The 14,229-nt window shown below is 65.7% G+C and carries 14 protein-coding genes; 9 read left to right on the top strand and 5 right to left on the bottom strand.

Features of this window, described 5'->3' with window-relative positions; all coding sequences use genetic code 11:
• Positions 1 to 173 precede the first annotated feature (173 nt).
• Both dcuS and LLJ08_RS18820 read left to right on the top strand, forming a co-directional pair.
• On the top strand, positions 174 to 1,781 hold the full coding sequence (gene dcuS / locus LLJ08_RS18825; RefSeq protein WP_336512820.1) for a DcuS/MalK family sensor histidine kinase: 1,608 nt from the start codon (positions 174 to 176) through the stop codon (positions 1,779 to 1,781).
• Entirely contained in the window at positions 1,778 to 2,503 is a 726-nt protein-coding gene (locus tag LLJ08_RS18820; RefSeq protein WP_228207670.1) for a response regulator, read from the top strand. Before dcuS ends, LLJ08_RS18820 begins: the two co-directional genes overlap by 4 nt.
• On the opposite strand, the gene LLJ08_RS18815 is transcribed toward LLJ08_RS18820, so the two are convergent.
• The 5 genes from LLJ08_RS18815 to LLJ08_RS18795 all read right to left on the bottom strand — a co-directional run bounded on the left by LLJ08_RS18815 (position 2,500) and on the right by LLJ08_RS18795 (position 7,637).
• A complete protein-coding gene (locus tag LLJ08_RS18815; protein ID WP_228207669.1) occupies positions 2,500 to 3,549 on the bottom strand; it encodes a serine hydrolase domain-containing protein in 1,050 nt (349 codons plus the stop codon). The genes LLJ08_RS18820 and LLJ08_RS18815 overlap by 4 nt on opposite strands.
• 79 nt (positions 3,550 to 3,628) lie before the next feature.
• Entirely contained in the window at positions 3,629 to 4,075 is a 447-nt protein-coding gene (locus LLJ08_RS18810; protein ID WP_221104201.1) for a DUF2147 domain-containing protein, read from the bottom strand.
• A gap of 104 nt (positions 4,076 to 4,179) precedes the next feature.
• Positions 4,180 to 5,130 carry an alpha/beta hydrolase gene (locus LLJ08_RS18805; protein WP_228207668.1) on the bottom strand — a complete coding sequence of 317 codons (951 nt, stop codon included), beginning with the start codon at positions 5,128 to 5,130 and terminating at the stop codon, positions 4,180 to 4,182.
• Positions 5,127 to 5,444, bottom strand: a complete 318-nt coding sequence (locus LLJ08_RS18800) for a DUF2218 domain-containing protein (RefSeq protein ID WP_228207667.1) — start codon at positions 5,442 to 5,444, stop codon at positions 5,127 to 5,129. Before LLJ08_RS18800 ends, LLJ08_RS18805 begins: the two co-directional genes overlap by 4 nt.
• Positions 5,445 to 5,498: 54 nt before the next feature.
• Positions 5,499 to 7,637, bottom strand: coding sequence for a TonB-dependent siderophore receptor (locus LLJ08_RS18795; protein ID WP_228207666.1), 2,139 nt, complete (start codon positions 7,635 to 7,637; stop codon positions 5,499 to 5,501).
• 172 nt (positions 7,638 to 7,809) lie between these two features.
• On the opposite strand from LLJ08_RS18795, the gene LLJ08_RS18790 reads away from it, so the two are divergent.
• From LLJ08_RS18790 to LLJ08_RS18760, 7 genes are all read left to right on the top strand, one after another.
• On the top strand, positions 7,810 to 8,778 hold the full coding sequence (locus LLJ08_RS18790; protein WP_228207665.1) for a helix-turn-helix transcriptional regulator: 969 nt from the start codon (positions 7,810 to 7,812) through the stop codon (positions 8,776 to 8,778).
• Between the two features lie 223 nt (positions 8,779 to 9,001).
• Positions 9,002 to 9,766, top strand: a complete 765-nt coding sequence (locus LLJ08_RS18785; RefSeq protein WP_101276261.1) for a substrate-binding periplasmic protein — start codon at positions 9,002 to 9,004, stop codon at positions 9,764 to 9,766.
• Positions 9,763 to 11,103 (top strand): GGDEF domain-containing protein, encoded by a 1,341-nt coding sequence (locus LLJ08_RS18780; protein WP_228207664.1) that lies wholly within the window; start codon positions 9,763 to 9,765, stop codon positions 11,101 to 11,103. The genes LLJ08_RS18785 and LLJ08_RS18780 overlap by 4 nt, the downstream gene beginning before the upstream one ends.
• Positions 11,104 to 11,118: 15 nt before the next feature.
• The gene (locus LLJ08_RS18775) at positions 11,119 to 11,850 is read left to right on the top strand and encodes a substrate-binding periplasmic protein (RefSeq protein WP_191121576.1); all 732 of its coding nucleotides are present in this window, start codon (positions 11,119 to 11,121) and stop codon (positions 11,848 to 11,850) included.
• 240 nt (positions 11,851 to 12,090) lie between these two features.
• Complete coding sequence (locus LLJ08_RS18770) at positions 12,091 to 12,987, top strand: alpha/beta fold hydrolase (RefSeq protein ID WP_228207663.1); 897 nt, start codon at positions 12,091 to 12,093, stop codon at positions 12,985 to 12,987.
• Between the two features lie 366 nt (positions 12,988 to 13,353).
• Positions 13,354 to 13,716, top strand: coding sequence for a hypothetical protein (locus tag LLJ08_RS18765; RefSeq protein ID WP_110778328.1), 363 nt, complete (start codon positions 13,354 to 13,356; stop codon positions 13,714 to 13,716).
• A 61-nt stretch (positions 13,717 to 13,777) separates the two neighbouring features.
• Positions 13,778 to 14,095, top strand: a complete 318-nt coding sequence (locus LLJ08_RS18760) for a hypothetical protein (protein ID WP_228207662.1) — start codon at positions 13,778 to 13,780, stop codon at positions 14,093 to 14,095.
• Positions 14,096 to 14,229: the final 134 nt, after the last annotated feature.

The raw sequence follows: 14,229 nt of genomic DNA, 5'->3' as shown, positions 1-14,229 counted from the left end.
CGCCGGGGCTACCTTAAGCAGAGAAGCTTCGCGGCCAATGTTTGGCGAAGTTAAAAAACCATTACGAAACTAAAAAAAGTGGAGCCGAGCTTGACCCTGGAGCCCCGGGCTGGCTCGATCCGGCCCTCTAGCGCGGCGCGTCGAGCGTCCGCTCATGCACTGGAGTGATGGCTGTGCGCTTGCGCCTGAATACGCTGATCTCGCTGCTGGTCGCCGTCATGGTGGTGCTGGCGCTGGCGCTCGCCCTCTGGCTGTTCAACGTGCAGCTGCAGGACACCCTCGAAGAGGGGCAGGCTTCGCGGGTGACCAACCTGGCGCAGAGCGTGGCCGCACGCGCCGACGTGCAGCGAGCGCTGGCCAACCCCGATGCCGAATTCAGTCCCGATAATCCGCTGCAACGGGACATCGATGGCCTGCGCCAGCGCCTGGGCGTGGACTTCATCGTGGTGATGAACTCGCGCGCCCTGCGCCTGACGCACCCGGAGCCGGCCCGCATCGGCCAGGCCTTTCGCGGTGACGACGAAGGTCCGGCGCTGGCCGGTGAGACCTATGCCTCGCGTGCCGATGGCAGCCTGGGCCGCAGTATTCGCGGTTTCGCTCCGGTGCTGAACGACGAGGGAGCGGTGCTCGGTGCCGTCTCGGTGGGGGTCACCCTGGCTTCGCTCGGCGAACTGCTCAAGGCTCATCAGCGCGGCGTGGTGCTTGGTGTACTGGCATTGATGCTGGTCACCGCCCTCGGTGCGCACATGCTGGCACGCTATATCAAGCGCGTGCTGCTGGGGCTGGAACCCTACGAGATCACCTGGCTGGTGGAGGAGCGTCAGGCGATGCTGGCCTCGGTGCGCGAAGGCGTTCTGGCGGTCGACGACCAGGCGCGCATCACCCTGGTCAACCCCGCCGCCGAGCGCCTGCTGGCCAGCACCGGCCTCGGCAAACCACCGCTGGGCCGGCCGATCGCCGAATACCTGCCCAACAGTGGCCTGCCCGAGGTGCTGGCCAGCGCAACCGAGCAGCGGGATCGTGAGTTCAGCCTCAACGGTCGGGCGATCCTCGCCAATCGTGCGCCGATCCGTCATCAGGGCCGGGTGATCGGCGCCATCGCGACCTTCCGCGACAAGAGCGAGGTCAACGCCCTGGCCGAACAGCTGACCGGTGTCAGCCGCTATGCCGAAGCACTGCGGGCGGCGACCCATGAGTTCAAGAACAAGCTGCACGTGCTGCTCGGGCTGGCACAGATGGGTGATCTGGATGCCCTGCGCGCCTATCTGCGCGACCTTGCCGATCACCAGCTGGCGCCGGCGACATCACTGGTCGAGGGGATCGGTGAACCGGTGCTGGCGGGCTTTCTGCTCGGCAAGCAGAGCGAGGCCCGCGAGCGCGGCATCCTCTTTCAGGTGGATGTCGAACATCCGGTGCCGGCCGCCGTGCCCGAGCAGATCCATGGCCTGGTGACCATCCTTGGCAACCTGCTGGAGAACGCCTTCGAAGCGGTGGCCGAAGAGGACGAGCGACGGGTCAACCTGACGCTGGACTACGACGAAGCGCTGCTCTCGCTGCACGTGCAGGACAGCGGTGGCGGAATCGAAGCCGCAGTGCGCGAGCAGATCTTCCAGCGCGGCGTATCCACCAAGGGCGAGCGGCGTGGCATCGGCCTGGCCGCGGTGCAGGAACAGGTCGAGGCCTGGGGCGGCAGCCTGGCGGTGTATTCCGAGGCCGGTCGTGGCAGCCTGTTCGAGGTTGAATTGCCCTATGGGAGCGCCGCGGGAGACGTCGAATCATGAAAGCAGCCATGCGCGTGCTGATCGTCGAGGACGACCCGATGGTCATGCGCCTGAACGTCGATTACCTGGCCCGGCTCGAGGGCGTCGAGCTGGTCGGCCAGTGCGAGAGCGTGCCGGCCGCGCTCGAGGTGCTGGAGCGCGAGGCGGTGGACCTGCTGCTGCTCGACGTCTACCTGCGCAATCGCTCCGGGCTGGAGGTGCTGCGCCATCTGCGCGCGCAGGACCGCAACACCGATGCCGTGCTGATCACCGCCGCTTCGGAGATCGAGACCGTGCGCGCGGCGCAACGCCTCGGCGCGCGGGATTACCTGGTCAAGCCATTCAGCTTCGAGCGCTTCCGCGATGCGGTAGAGGCCTGCCGCCGTGCCCGCGAGGCGCTGTCCCGCCTGCCGGATCAGCTCGGTCAGGGCGATATCGACCGGCTGTTCAGCCAAGCGCCCGCCACCGACCTGCGCCGCCCCGGCGACCTGCCCAAGGGGCTGACACCGGCATCGCTGGCGCAGGTGGCGCAGGCGATCCTGGCGCTGGACGAGGACGGCTTTACCAGCGAAACCCTGCTGCCGGCCACCGGCATGTCGCGCGTGTCGGTGCGCAAGTACCTCAAGCATCTGAGCGATGCACAGCTGCTGGAAGAATCCTTTCACTACGGGCAGATCGGCCGGCCCTCGTTTCGCTATCGCTGTCTGGACCGCGCCGCGTTGCTGCGGCTGGTGCAAGGTTAGGGCCGCGCGCCTGCTGCATGCAGCGCGCCGATGATCTCGCCGAGCAGCCGGTGCAGCGCATCGCGATGCCCCATGGCACCACTGGAGGGTTGTCGGGCGTTGGAGGTCATCACCACCGTCATCTCGAGGCCCGGCACCACGTAGACCATCTGCCCGCCATAGCCCCAGCCATAGCGCACCGCTTCTCCGCCCAGCTCGGTGATGAACCAGCCATAGCCGTAGCCGTGCCCGGTGTAGCGCGAGCGGGTGCGGGGAGTCCAGGACGCGTCAATCCAGTCCTGCGACAGCAATCGGTCGCCGGATGCGCTGAGCCCACCGCGGCGGTAGAGCTCGCCGAAGGCCAGCAGTGAGCGTGGCGGCATCGCCATCTCGTTGCCGCCCAGGTAGATGCCCTGCGGGTCCCGCGTCCAGGCGCTGATCGCGAAGCTGTCGAGTGGCGCCAGCCACTGTCGGGCCAGCTGCAACGTGGATTTGCCAGTGCGGCGGGTAAGGATTGCCGAGAGCAGATGGCTGGAGCCCGTCGAATAGATCATCGCCGTGCCGGGGTCGGCCTCGAACGGGCGTGCCAGCGCGGCGCGAACCCAGTTGCGCCTCGCCACCCAGGCGCCGTAGTTGCGCCCGGAGGTGGAGCCTAGTCCGGCCTGCATGCTCAGCAGGTTGCCAACCGTCACCTGCTGCAGACGTGGATCGGGCTTGCCGGGCAGGTCGGCTGGCAGCAGCTCCGCAATGGGCTGCTCGACGCTCTCGATGACGCCCTTGTCGATGGCGATGCCGACCAGTGCGGAAATCACCGATTTGGACGCGGATTTGATGTTGCTCGGCGTGGTCGTGCGATGGCCGTGGTAACCGCGCTCGGCAAGGATCTCGCCACGCTGGGCGATGATCAGGGTTTGCAGCTGCTCCAGGCGCTCGGCCTGCGCGAGTACGGCAGTCAGCCGGGTATCGGCGACTGCCAGCGGGCAGAGAAGGAACAGCATCGCCAGGCAGAGTGCGCGGCGAGGGCGGGGACTCGATGGGTGCAGGAGGCGCAGGGCAAGTGAGTGCATGCAGGGTTCGACCCTGGCCTGGCGCCACCGTGCAGTCCGGGAGCCGGCCGGCGGTCCGGCTCTCGGATGCCGAGCGAGGTTACTGGCGAATCCAGGTCTGCGTACGGCCCAGCGCCTCGATGCCGATGTAGCCGCGGACCTCCAGCTTGTCGCCGCCTTCGACCAGCCTGGCCTTGGCGCGGTAGGTCTTGCCCTTGGCCGGGTCGAGGATGGTGCCGTCGCTCCAGGCCTGTTCGCCGTCCGGCTTGAGGTCCCAGAGAATGGTCATGCCGGTGATGGGCTGATCCTTGCGCTCGCCGTCGCATTCGCTGCAGACCGGGTTCGGCCCGTGATCCGATTTCAGGATTTCGGCGACCTTGCCGCTCAGCGTGCCGTCAGCGGCCTGCTGGATTTCGACGATGGACTTGGGCTTGCCGGTTTCGTCGTCGATGGTCTGCCAGCGGCCGGCAGGCGATTCGGCGGCAAGGGCCAGTGACGAGAGCGAGAGTGGCAGGGCCAGCAGCAGGGCATTGAAAAGAGGACGCATGGTGTCTCCAGTGTTGGAAAAGGCAGCGCCGACTCTAGCACCGGGCATTTGCCTGCACTTGCCCTGGCCGGCTGACCGGTCGGTTCTCGTCGCTTTCGTCATCCTCAGTCGTCCTGATCGCGGGATGGCTGGCGCCCGATCGCTGCCGCCAACGCCAGTGCCACGACCGAGCTGTGTGCGGCGTTGGTGCCGTGGTTGGCTCCTGGGAACAGCTGAAATTCGCTGTGCAGGCCGCGCCCGGACAGCCGCTGCAGCCGGTCGACCAGATCCCGGGCATTGCCGACCATGCGCCGCTCGGCCATATGGCGCTGGCGCGGGTCGTCCATGGCGGCACCCGCCGCGGGCTGTTCGGCACCGCCGGCGGTGACCAGCAGGCGCGCGTCGACAGGCTGGTCCGCGAGCTGCCGTTCGAACGCTTCGAGCGTGCGTTCGACATAGCCCTGGTACCACCAGATCGACGGGCTGGCGGCCACATAGCCCTGAAATGCCTGCGGCTTGGTGAACAGTGTGTAGAGGGTGAACAAGCCGCCGTAGGAATGACCGAACAGGGTCTGCCGTCGGGCGTCGACCGGGTAGCGCTGGGCGATCTGCGGTTTGAGTTCGTCCTCGATAAAGGCCAGAAAGTCATCGGCACCGCCCGATGGCGGCGGTTCGCGGCCCGGCAGGCGCTGGCGATCGTCAGCTTTGGGCGTGTAATCCTCGGCGCGCGCTTTGAAGTCGTACAGGGCCTCGCCGGGGTAGCCGATGCCAACCACCAGTACCGAATCGCGAAGATTAGGGTCGGGCCGATCCTCCAGGGCCTGTGCCTGGATCGCCAGCCCCGGAAACAGGGCGTTGCCATCCAGCACATAGAGCACCGGATAGCCACCCGGCGGTGGCGCGTGTCGCGGCTCCGAGACGAAGATGCGGTAGTCCTTGCCAGTGCGTTGCGAATGCAGGTCACGCTGGCTGCTGTGCGGCAGCTGAACTGGCTGCCAGCCGGCTTCTTCCCCGGCGTGTGCCTGTACGGCGGCAAGCCCCAGGCCGGCCAGCAGGGCGAGCAGGGCGCCTTTCATGGCTCGACCTGCCTGTGGCCTGGCGGTAGCGGCCCGTCCAACCAGTTCACCTTCAGTGCTTCCTCGCCCGAGAAGCGATGGAGGTGGTCGTCGATGACGAAGCGCAGGCGCTTTTCCGCCTCGCCGGCCGCGGCCTGGCAGTCGATCAGCAGTCGCTCGTCATCGGCGAGCATCCGGCACTGGCCGAAGGCGAATTCGACCTGCGCCTGACGTTCGTCCAGCTGGACTTCGGCCTTGTGCGCGAAGTGCTTGCACAGGCGCGTCATGTTGCGGGACGCGCGGGGTGTCGCCACCTGGGCGTGAAACTGGGGCATGGTGATCTCCGGAAGTCAGCCGCCGACGCCTACGGGCGCAGGCGGCCAGGTGGATCAGAATTCGTAACGGGCGCCCACCGTGAAGCTGCGCGACGGGCCGTAGAAGTTGAAGGTGCCGACGCTGCCAACCCGCGAAACGTATTTGCGGTCGAGCAGGTTGTTCACGTCGAAGGTGCCGGTCAGCTTGTCGGTGATCGGGTAGGACAGCTTGGCATCCACCACTGCATAACCCGGTGCGCTGAGGCGCGGGCTGCCGGCGCGTTCGATGTAGTAGTCGCTCATCGCGGTCACGCCACCACCGATCCCCAGGCCGCGCAGGGCACCGCCGGGCAGGGTGTACTTGGTCCACAGCGAGGCCTGGTGCTGGGGCATCAGCGCGAAGAGCGCGTAGTCGTCACCGGCCAGGTTCTCGGTTTTCATATAGGTGTAGCCGGCCAGCACCTCCCAGTCGGGGGTCAGGTAGCCGCTGACTTCCAATTCGCCACCGCGGATGCGGGTCTTGCCGGTGGCCTCGTAGACGCCGCTGATCGGCGCGCCGCTGTCATCAATGGCGCCGGCCGCGCGGTTCTCGTCGGTGAGCTGGAAGGCGGTGATGCGCGCGTTCAGGTCGCCGCCGAAATAGCTGCCCTTGATACCCGCCTCGTACTGCTCGCCTTCGCGCGGGTCGATGATGCGACCGTCGGCACCAGCCTCGCTCTGCGGCTTGAATACCTGCGAGTAGCTGGCGTAGAGGGAGTGCTGGTCATCCAGATCGAACACCAGGCCGCCGTAGGGCGTGACATAGCCGGATTCGCGCACATCCTGCGTGGCGCTGCTGTTCTCGCCTTCGAAGCTGCTGACCCGCGCGCCGCCGATCAGCGCCAGGCGCTGGATCGGGCGGAAGGTCAGCTTGGCGTAGAGGCCGGCTTCGCGCTCATCGGTTTCGGTCGGTGTGCCGAAGGTGACGTTCGGCTTGCTGGTGTCGCCCGGCTGGTAGCTGGCGACGTCGATGGCGCCGAGATTGCCGCGGGCGTCCGCATACTCGGTCTCGTAGCGTTTGAAATCGCTGCCGATGACGAACTCGCTGACCTGCCCGAGCAGCTCGAACGGCTGGCTGTAGTTGGCATCGACGGCGAGGGTGTCCTGCTCCAGATCGCGGGCGGTGTAGGCCAGGCTGGTCGCGCCGCTGTTGACGTTGCGCGCGGTGAAGGCATAGAGGTAATCGGTCGCGCGCCTGGAGCCGCGCACCGCCACGCGACCGTAGCCGCCATTGTCGAAGCGATGGGTCAGCTCGGCGACGACGTCGGTGCCGCGGCTGTCGAAATCTCCCCAGTCGGCGCCCAGGTAGGTCGAGCGGCTGAAGTCTTCCAGGCTGCCGTCGATGGCGGCCGGATAGCCGTTGTGCGGAAGGATGTCCTTGGTCTGGTGAATCAGCCCGAAAGACATGACGGTGGCGTCGGACAGGTCGATGTCCAGTGCGCCATAGAAGCTCTCGCTGGTGTTGGCGTTGTAGTCGACCTCGCCGTTGGTGTCGGCGCGGGAGATCACCGTACGGCCGCGCACGCGCCCCTGCTCGTCGAGCGGGCCGGACAGGTCGGCTTCCAGGTAATGGGTGTCCCAGCTGCCGTAGCGCCCGGTCAGGCTGCCCTGGAATTCGCGGGTCGGGCGCTTGCGCACCATGTTGACGATGCCGCCCATCTCGCTGGTGCTGTTGAACAGCCCGGACGGCCCGCGCATGACCTCGACCCGATCGAACGGCGACAGCGACGGCAGCGTGCCGTTGATGCTGGCCATCGGCGCGGGCAGGCCATCGATGTTGAATTCGTCGTACTCGTAGCCGCGCGCATAGATCGACGAGCGCCCGCTGTCGTTGCTCAGGGTGCGCAGGCCGGTGGAGTACTTGGCCAGGTCATCCAGGTTCACGAACTGGCGGTCGCGGATGTAATCGCTGGTGTACACGCTGATCGACTGCGGGATGTCGCGCAGTTCGGCCGGCGTCTTGGTGCCGACGGTGGCGGCCGGCACGGTGTAGCCGCCGCTTTGCTCCGAAGACGGCATGTCGTACAGGCGGTTGCCTTCTACGGTGATGCTCTCCAGCTGCACCGGTTCGGCCTGGGCGGCGACACTCTGCGCCAGGGCGCTCAACGGAAACGGGGCGAGCAGGCCGGCGAGCAGCAATGGCCTGAGGCTTGAGGTGCGGAGAATTCTGTCCATGGGCGGCTCCTGTCGCAGCGGCGGCGACGTGTTGGCAAACGTTCGCGCTACTTAATGATAATGATTTGCATCAAAAGATGTCGGCGCGTAGTCTGCCACCCAGCCGCTTCGCGAACCTTTGCGGGGCCGAACATTTGCTTTGCAATCCCGTCAGTTCGAGGCGCAGCGCCGCATGAATCAAGCTGATCACATCATTCGTGGCGATGAGTTGCCGGCCATGAGCAGGCCGGGGCTGCGCCTGCCCAACGAGGATGACGACCGCCTGCTCTACGGCCGGGTGAAGTGGGCGCAGCTGCGGGATGGCCTGTCGCTGCACTGGTCCGATTGCGAAGAGCTGCAGGATTTCGTCACCGAAAACGTGGTTGGTCCGCGGGTATCGTTCGTGCTCTTTCTGCAGGGCCAGAGCCGGGTCAGCTATGGCGATCTGTCGCTGACGCTCGGTCAGTCGGCGTCGCAGCGGGCCCCCGAGGGCGTGGCGGTTTCGATGAACGAGCCCGTGCTGTTCCGCCGCCAGGCGCGCCGCGGCAGTCATATCCGCAAGCTGGTGGTGAGCCTGACGCCGGACTGGTTCGAAGGGCGCGGGGAGGGCGTCGACTCGAGTGATGGCGCGATCCGCCGCTTCATGGACAGTCATCTGACGCCGCGCATCTGGAAGCCCTCGGCCCGGCTGCTGACCCTGGCCGAGCAGATGCTCAACCCGCCCGGCTATGACCCGCTGCTTCAGGGCCTGTACCTGGAAAGCCGCGCACTGGACATCGCCTGCGAAGCATTGATCAGCCTGGGTGATGGCTCGGCGTCGGCGGAACAGGGCCTGCGCCCGCAGGAGTACCGCCGTCTGCAACGCCTCCTCGCGCTCCTCGACAGCGGTGAGGCCGACGACTGGACGCTGGAGCGCATCGCCCGGGAGGTGGGCGTCAATGCCACCACGCTGCAGCGGCAGTTTCGCCTGTTCAAGGGCATGACCGTGTTCGAGTACCAGCGTGCCCGCCGGCTGCAACTGGCGCGGGATGCGTTGGAGCGTGAAGGTGCCAGCGTCAATGAGGCCGCCTGGCGCGCCGGCTACAACAGTCCGGCCAACTTCGCCACGGCGTTCAAACGCCAGTTCGGCATCAGCCCGCGGCAGGTGCGGGCGAGGGTTTGAACTGGCTGGGGCTGAGTCGGGCAGGATTCGTTGCCGCGTCCCTTGCCTGATCGGCTCCGGCCATTCGTCGGTTTGCCGCACCGTTAGCCTGTCGCTGCGGATCAGTGGTTGAAGTTTCCCGGCCGAGCGCCGAAAAAGAAGCATCGCTCGACGAGCAACTGCTGCTCTTCGACGTCACGCTTCGATTCGTTGCCCGGTGCCATGCGCCGTGGGGGACTGCCTCATGAAAACGTCGCTGGCTCGCCTTTGCAGGCTGTTGCCCGCCCTGGTGCTTTGCTGGGCGCCCGGTGCGATGGCGGGGCACGTCATAACCGCGGTCACCGAAGAGCTGCCGCCCTACAACATGACCGTCGATGGCGAGCTGACCGGCATGGGCACCGAGGTGGTGAAGGCGGTACTGGAGGAGGCCGGCGAGGACGTGCGCATCCGTTCGATGCCCTGGGCCCGTGCCTATGACATCGCGTTGAACAACGAGAATGTGCTGATCTATTCCATCGCCCGCACACCGCAGCGCGAACCGTTGTTCAAGTGGGTCGGGGTGATCGCGCCGACCCGCTGGTTCCTGTTCTCGCTGCCCGGCACCGAGTTCGACCTGAAAACCCTGGACGATGCCCGGCAATACCAGATCGCCACGGTCAAGGCGGATGTCGGCGAGCAGTATCTGATCGACAAGGGCTTCGCCGTCGGCCGCAACCTGCAGTCGAGCAACAAGTACGAGCACAACTACCAGAAGCTCAAGGCGGGGCGGGTGGATCTGTGGATATCCAACGAACTCAATGCCCATTACCTGGTGCGTCAGGCCAGTGGTGATCCGAACGAGGCGGCGGTGCCGCAGCTGAGCCTGGACGACCTTGGCGGTGCGGATGGCCTGTGCATGGCGTTCAGTCGCGACACGCCGGATGAAGTCGTCGAGCGCTTCCGCCAGGCGCTGGCTCGCGTGCGGGCCGATGGGCGCTACGACGCGATTGTCGCGAAATGGCTGAAATGAACGACGACTCAACCACCACGATCAGCGAGCCGGTGCCGCGGCCGGTGGGTTCGCTCGGCCGCCGGCTGGTGCTGGCCACACTCGGTTTCTGCCTGCTGTTCACCCTCGCCACCGTCGGGCTGCGGACCTGGACCGCCTGGCAGAACAACCTGGCGGAGATGAACGCCGAGTTGGCGCTGATCGATCAGGTGTTCCGCAGCACCCTGTCCAAGGCGATCTGGGAAATGGACAGTGATTCCCTGCATTCGCAGCTCGACAGCGTGGTGCAGGCCGCACCCATCGGCCGCGTCGAGCTGCGGATCATCCGCGCCGGCCGCGAGCCGGAGCTGGTTCAGCGGCAACGGGGTGAGCAGCCGGCCGAGCACCGCGCGCCGCGCCTGCAGCATCAGTTGAGCTACGAGCCCTACGCCGGTGCCAGCGAGACGGTGGGCGAGCTGGTGCTCGAAGGCAATGAAGAACTGCTCTGGGAGCGCATGCTTGCCGAGGTCTACGACATCGTCATCACCCAGGTCATCCAGTCGCTGTTGCTGGCCGGGCTGATCATGTGGATGTTCAACCGCACGGTCACCCTGCATGTGCGGCGCATTGCCCGTCACCTGACGCGGCTGACGCCGGATAACCTCGATCACAGCCTGCGCCTCGATCGTTCGCCGAAGCGGCACGACGAGCTGAGCCTGCTGGAAGGCGGCGTCAACAGCCTGCAGGCGAAGCTCTCGGCCTATCTCGAGCGCCAGCACCAGGATGAGCTGGCCCTGGCCGCGCACCGGGACCGCCTTGCCGAGCTGGTCGAGGAGCGCACGGCCGAACTGCGCGCCGCCAATGTGCAACTGGAAGAGCTGTCGCGCAGCGATCCGCTTACCGGACTGGCCAACCGGCGCCAGTTCGACGAGATCAAGGAGGTCGAATTCCGCCGTGCCCTGCGTCAGGACCAGCCGCTGGCGGTGCTGATGTGCGACGTGGATTTCTTCAAGCGCTACAACGACCACTACGGCCACGCCCAGGGCGACCAGTGCCTGCGAATGGTCGCCGACACGCTGCAGTCCGTGTTCGCCCGCGCTGGCGAGGTGGTCGCGCGGCTTGGCGGCGAGGAATTCGTCGTGCTGCTGCCCGGCGTCGATGCCGAGGCCGCGCGGCGGGCGGCGGTGCGCCTGCAGCAACGCCTGGCCGAGCGCGAGTTGCCCCACGAGGCTTCCGCCGTTTCACCCTACGTGACCTTCAGCATCGGTCTGGCCGTGCTCGATCCGGACACCATGGACCAATTCGACCAACTGCTGCACCGCGCGGACGAGGCCCTCTATCGGGCCAAGACCCACGGGCGCAACTGCATTTCCGCCTGATCGCATGAGGACTGCATGATGCATCCGTTTGCCTGGACCGCTTTCTTCCTCGCGTTGCTCGGCACCACCACGGCCAACGCCGGTCCGCTGCGCGTGGTGACCGAAGACACCGCCTACAGCTACCTGGAGAACGGCAAGGTAGCCGGCACGGCGAGCCGGGTCGTCGAGGCCACGCTGCAGCGCGCCGGCCTCAACGACTACCAGGTCAGCCTCTACCCGTGGGCGCGGGCGTATGACATGGCCCTGCGCGAGCCCGGCGTACTGATCTACCTGATCGCACGCACCTCCGAACGCGAAGCGCTGTTCCGCTGGGTCGGCGAGATCATGCGCATCGACTACCACTTCTACAAACTCAGCGAGCGGGACGATATCCGGGTGCCGGACCTGGAGGCGGCCAAGGCCTACCGGATCGGCGTCATGCGCGACGACGTCCGGCACCAGTACCTGCAGGCCAACGGCTTCAGCAAGATCGTGGTGAGTGCGCACAACAGCGACAACTTCAAACGCCTGGTCAACGGCCAGGTCGACCTGGTGCCGATGCCCGAGCACGACATGCTCGCCCTGTGCGCCGAGGCCGGCGTCGACCCGGTCACGGTCGAGAAGATCTTCAGCCCGCACACCTCGACGCAGCTCTACATGGCCTACAGCCGCCAGACCGACGACGACACCGTGCTGCGCACCCAGGCCGCCTTCGAGCACCTGCAGGCCGAAGGCGAGGTGGCGCGGATCATGGCGGGGCAGCCGTGAACTGACCTGGTGGCGCGGTCGGGCGGTAACCGTTCCAGGCGCCCGAGAGGGGCTGGGCGAACCTTGGTTCCGTCGCAGTAACGGTGTTTTCCGTGTATGCAGAACCATTGATTCGCCCCCCTTTTCCTCCCAGCAGCGCCCAGCTGACTCGCCGGGCCACCAAGCTGGCCGGCACGGCAAGTCGTCATGCCACACCGGCCCGCTAGACTGGCTTCGTCTCCACGAAAACAAGAAAAACGAATGAGTAGCACCGACGGCATAGCACTGGATACGTGGCGCGCCAGCGCTCGCGAGTTCGATTTTGGCGGCAATCGCATCCGCTACTGGACGGCTGGCGAAGGTAAGCCGCTGCTGCTGATCCATGGATTTCCCACCGCCAGCTGGGACTGGCACAAGGTCTGGCAGCCACTTGCGGGGCGCTATCGGCTGATTGCCTGCGACATGCTCGGCTTCGGCTATTCGGCCAAGCCGCGCGGGCACGCTTACAGTCTGATCGAGCAGGCCGATCTGCAGCAGGCGCTGCTGGCGGAGCTGGGTATAGATGGTGCGATCCATGTGCTGGCGCATGACTATGGCGACAGCGTCGCTCAGGAGCTGCTGGCGCGGCATTGCGAAGGGCGCATCGCGCTGACCAGCTGCGTGTTCCTTAATGGTGGGCTGTTCCCGGAAACCCATCATCCGGTACGGGTGCAGAAACTGCTGCTCGGGCCGTTCGGCTTTCTCTTGGGCAGGCTGTTTTCGCGGCGTTCGCTAGGGGCGACCTTCGGAAAGGTATTCGGTGCGCAGACGCAGCCGAGCGACGCCGAGCTGGACGATTACTGGCGGCTGATCGCGGAGAGCGACGGACCGGCGGTGATGCACCGGCTGATCCGCTACATGCCCGAGCGGATCAGGCAACGCGAGCGCTGGGTTACGGCCATGCAGCGCTGCAATGTGCCGCTGCGAGTGATCGACGGCGCAGCCGATCCGATCTCTGGTGCCCACATGGTTGCCCGCTACCGCGAGCTGATTCCGTCGCCCGACACGGTGCTGCTGGAGGGCATCGGCCACTACCCGCAGGTCGAGGCGCCGGAGCGGGTGCTCGAACACTACTTCGACTTTCGTGCACGTCTTGCTGCTGTAGAGGGTGGCAGTTGAATCGCCGGCGCTTTGTAGCGAAAAGCGCGAATCTATTTTCCCGGCTAGCGAGTGTGGCGCTGGCCAGTTAATAGATCTGGCGTCGTCTTTAAGCGCCGAGTTTCGAGCAAGACATGTTCATCTTGTGTGACGCGGTCGCCGTGGATTCCAAGGTCCAGAAGGCGTTCAGCAGCTCAAGCTACGACGCAGCGCTACAGGCATAGCTGTTAGACGATGACGGCCTGCGCTTCCGGACCGTGCTCGAGCATCTGCAAGCCGAGGGGGAGAGGTGGCGCGAATTATTGCAGGCCCGCCGTGACCTGACGGGCCAGCGAACTCCTTGGTGCCTAACCGTTCTCACGTAGTAAGACTCAATGGAGAACCCGGATGAAAAGACCAATTTTGGCGTTCGCTGCCCTCGCGTCTGCTCTCCCTGCTCTAGCCGACGACCCAATGGTCGTGACTCGTCTGAATGGCATGAATATGGAAATCGAGGAACTTGGCGTGCCTTCGGCATCCTCTGAACAGGTCGATCTTCGTGGTGTACCGGCGATCAAGGTGACCAATCGCAGCGCGGAGATCGCCTCCTGCCAATTCCATGCTCTGCCTGAGGAAACGGCCATGACGGCTACACCCGCTGCTTCGATCAGCCCGAACGAAGAGGTCGTCATGCAAGTGCCCGGTAAATACTCCGCGGGCGGCCCGATTGCTATGCTCGTCTGCAAGCCAGTAGGCGCAGCGAGTAATTGACCTGGCAGAAGCCTCCACCGCCCTGAGCTGGGCTCACCGCCCAGGGGAAGAGGAGAACACCATGAACAGATACTTGCTTGCTTCCATTTCGATGGCCACGCTTTTTCTATCCGTACCGCATGCGGTCGCACAATGGCCGGCGGGTACCCCTCGTGATGACACCGGCTCGCGGGCAAGTCAGATGGGTATTCCGACCCCTCAGGAGAAGCTCGAAACACATCGAAACGAGCAGGGTCAGATCGTCACGAAGGACGGTCGGCCGGTCGAAGGTTTGTCGGACAGCGACTCGGTACCTAATCGCAATCTGCATCGCACCGAACAGGATACGGTGACCGCGGACCCACCTCACCGCTCAGCTACACCAGGTGAGCTTGAGTAGTGGTTCGTCAAGGGGATGCTGCGTCATATGGCGCCGCTACTCTTTGCAAGCCGAGCGCGAAGTTAGGACTCGCGCTCGGGCCGCATGATGCGAAATAGCCCCGCTGGGATTGCCTGAGCGGGGCATTTCCCGTC

The organism is Stutzerimonas chloritidismutans (genome assembly GCF_020783375.1).
GTDB lineage: Bacteria > Pseudomonadota > Gammaproteobacteria > Pseudomonadales > Pseudomonadaceae > Stutzerimonas > Stutzerimonas kunmingensis.
The sequence above is the reverse complement of the archived record's forward strand: the minus strand, read 5'-3'. Positions and strand labels throughout refer to the sequence as shown.

Excerpts from the sequence above, each read along its gene's own strand:
- LLJ08_RS18820 (WP_228207670.1), top strand. The coding sequence starts at position 1,778 with ATGAAAGCAGCCATGCGCGTGCTGATCGTCGAGGACGACCCGATGGTC.
- LLJ08_RS18815 (WP_228207669.1), bottom strand. The coding sequence starts at position 3,549 with ATGCACTCACTTGCCCTGCGCCTCCTGCACCCATCGAGTCCCCGCCCT.
- LLJ08_RS18810 (WP_221104201.1), bottom strand. The coding sequence starts at position 4,075 with ATGCGTCCTCTTTTCAATGCCCTGCTGCTGGCCCTGCCACTCTCGCTC.
- LLJ08_RS18805 (WP_228207668.1), bottom strand. The coding sequence starts at position 5,130 with ATGAAAGGCGCCCTGCTCGCCCTGCTGGCCGGCCTGGGGCTTGCCGCC.
- LLJ08_RS18800 (WP_228207667.1), bottom strand. The coding sequence starts at position 5,444 with ATGCCCCAGTTTCACGCCCAGGTGGCGACACCCCGCGCGTCCCGCAAC.
- LLJ08_RS18795 (WP_228207666.1), bottom strand. The coding sequence starts at position 7,637 with ATGGACAGAATTCTCCGCACCTCAAGCCTCAGGCCATTGCTGCTCGCC.
- LLJ08_RS18790 (WP_228207665.1), top strand. The coding sequence starts at position 7,810 with ATGAATCAAGCTGATCACATCATTCGTGGCGATGAGTTGCCGGCCATG.
- LLJ08_RS18785 (WP_101276261.1), top strand. The coding sequence starts at position 9,002 with ATGAAAACGTCGCTGGCTCGCCTTTGCAGGCTGTTGCCCGCCCTGGTG.
- LLJ08_RS18780 (WP_228207664.1), top strand. The coding sequence starts at position 9,763 with ATGAACGACGACTCAACCACCACGATCAGCGAGCCGGTGCCGCGGCCG.
- LLJ08_RS18775 (WP_191121576.1), top strand. The coding sequence starts at position 11,119 with ATGATGCATCCGTTTGCCTGGACCGCTTTCTTCCTCGCGTTGCTCGGC.
- LLJ08_RS18770 (WP_228207663.1), top strand. The coding sequence starts at position 12,091 with ATGAGTAGCACCGACGGCATAGCACTGGATACGTGGCGCGCCAGCGCT.
- LLJ08_RS18765 (WP_110778328.1), top strand. The coding sequence starts at position 13,354 with ATGAAAAGACCAATTTTGGCGTTCGCTGCCCTCGCGTCTGCTCTCCCT.
- LLJ08_RS18760 (WP_228207662.1), top strand. The coding sequence starts at position 13,778 with ATGAACAGATACTTGCTTGCTTCCATTTCGATGGCCACGCTTTTTCTA.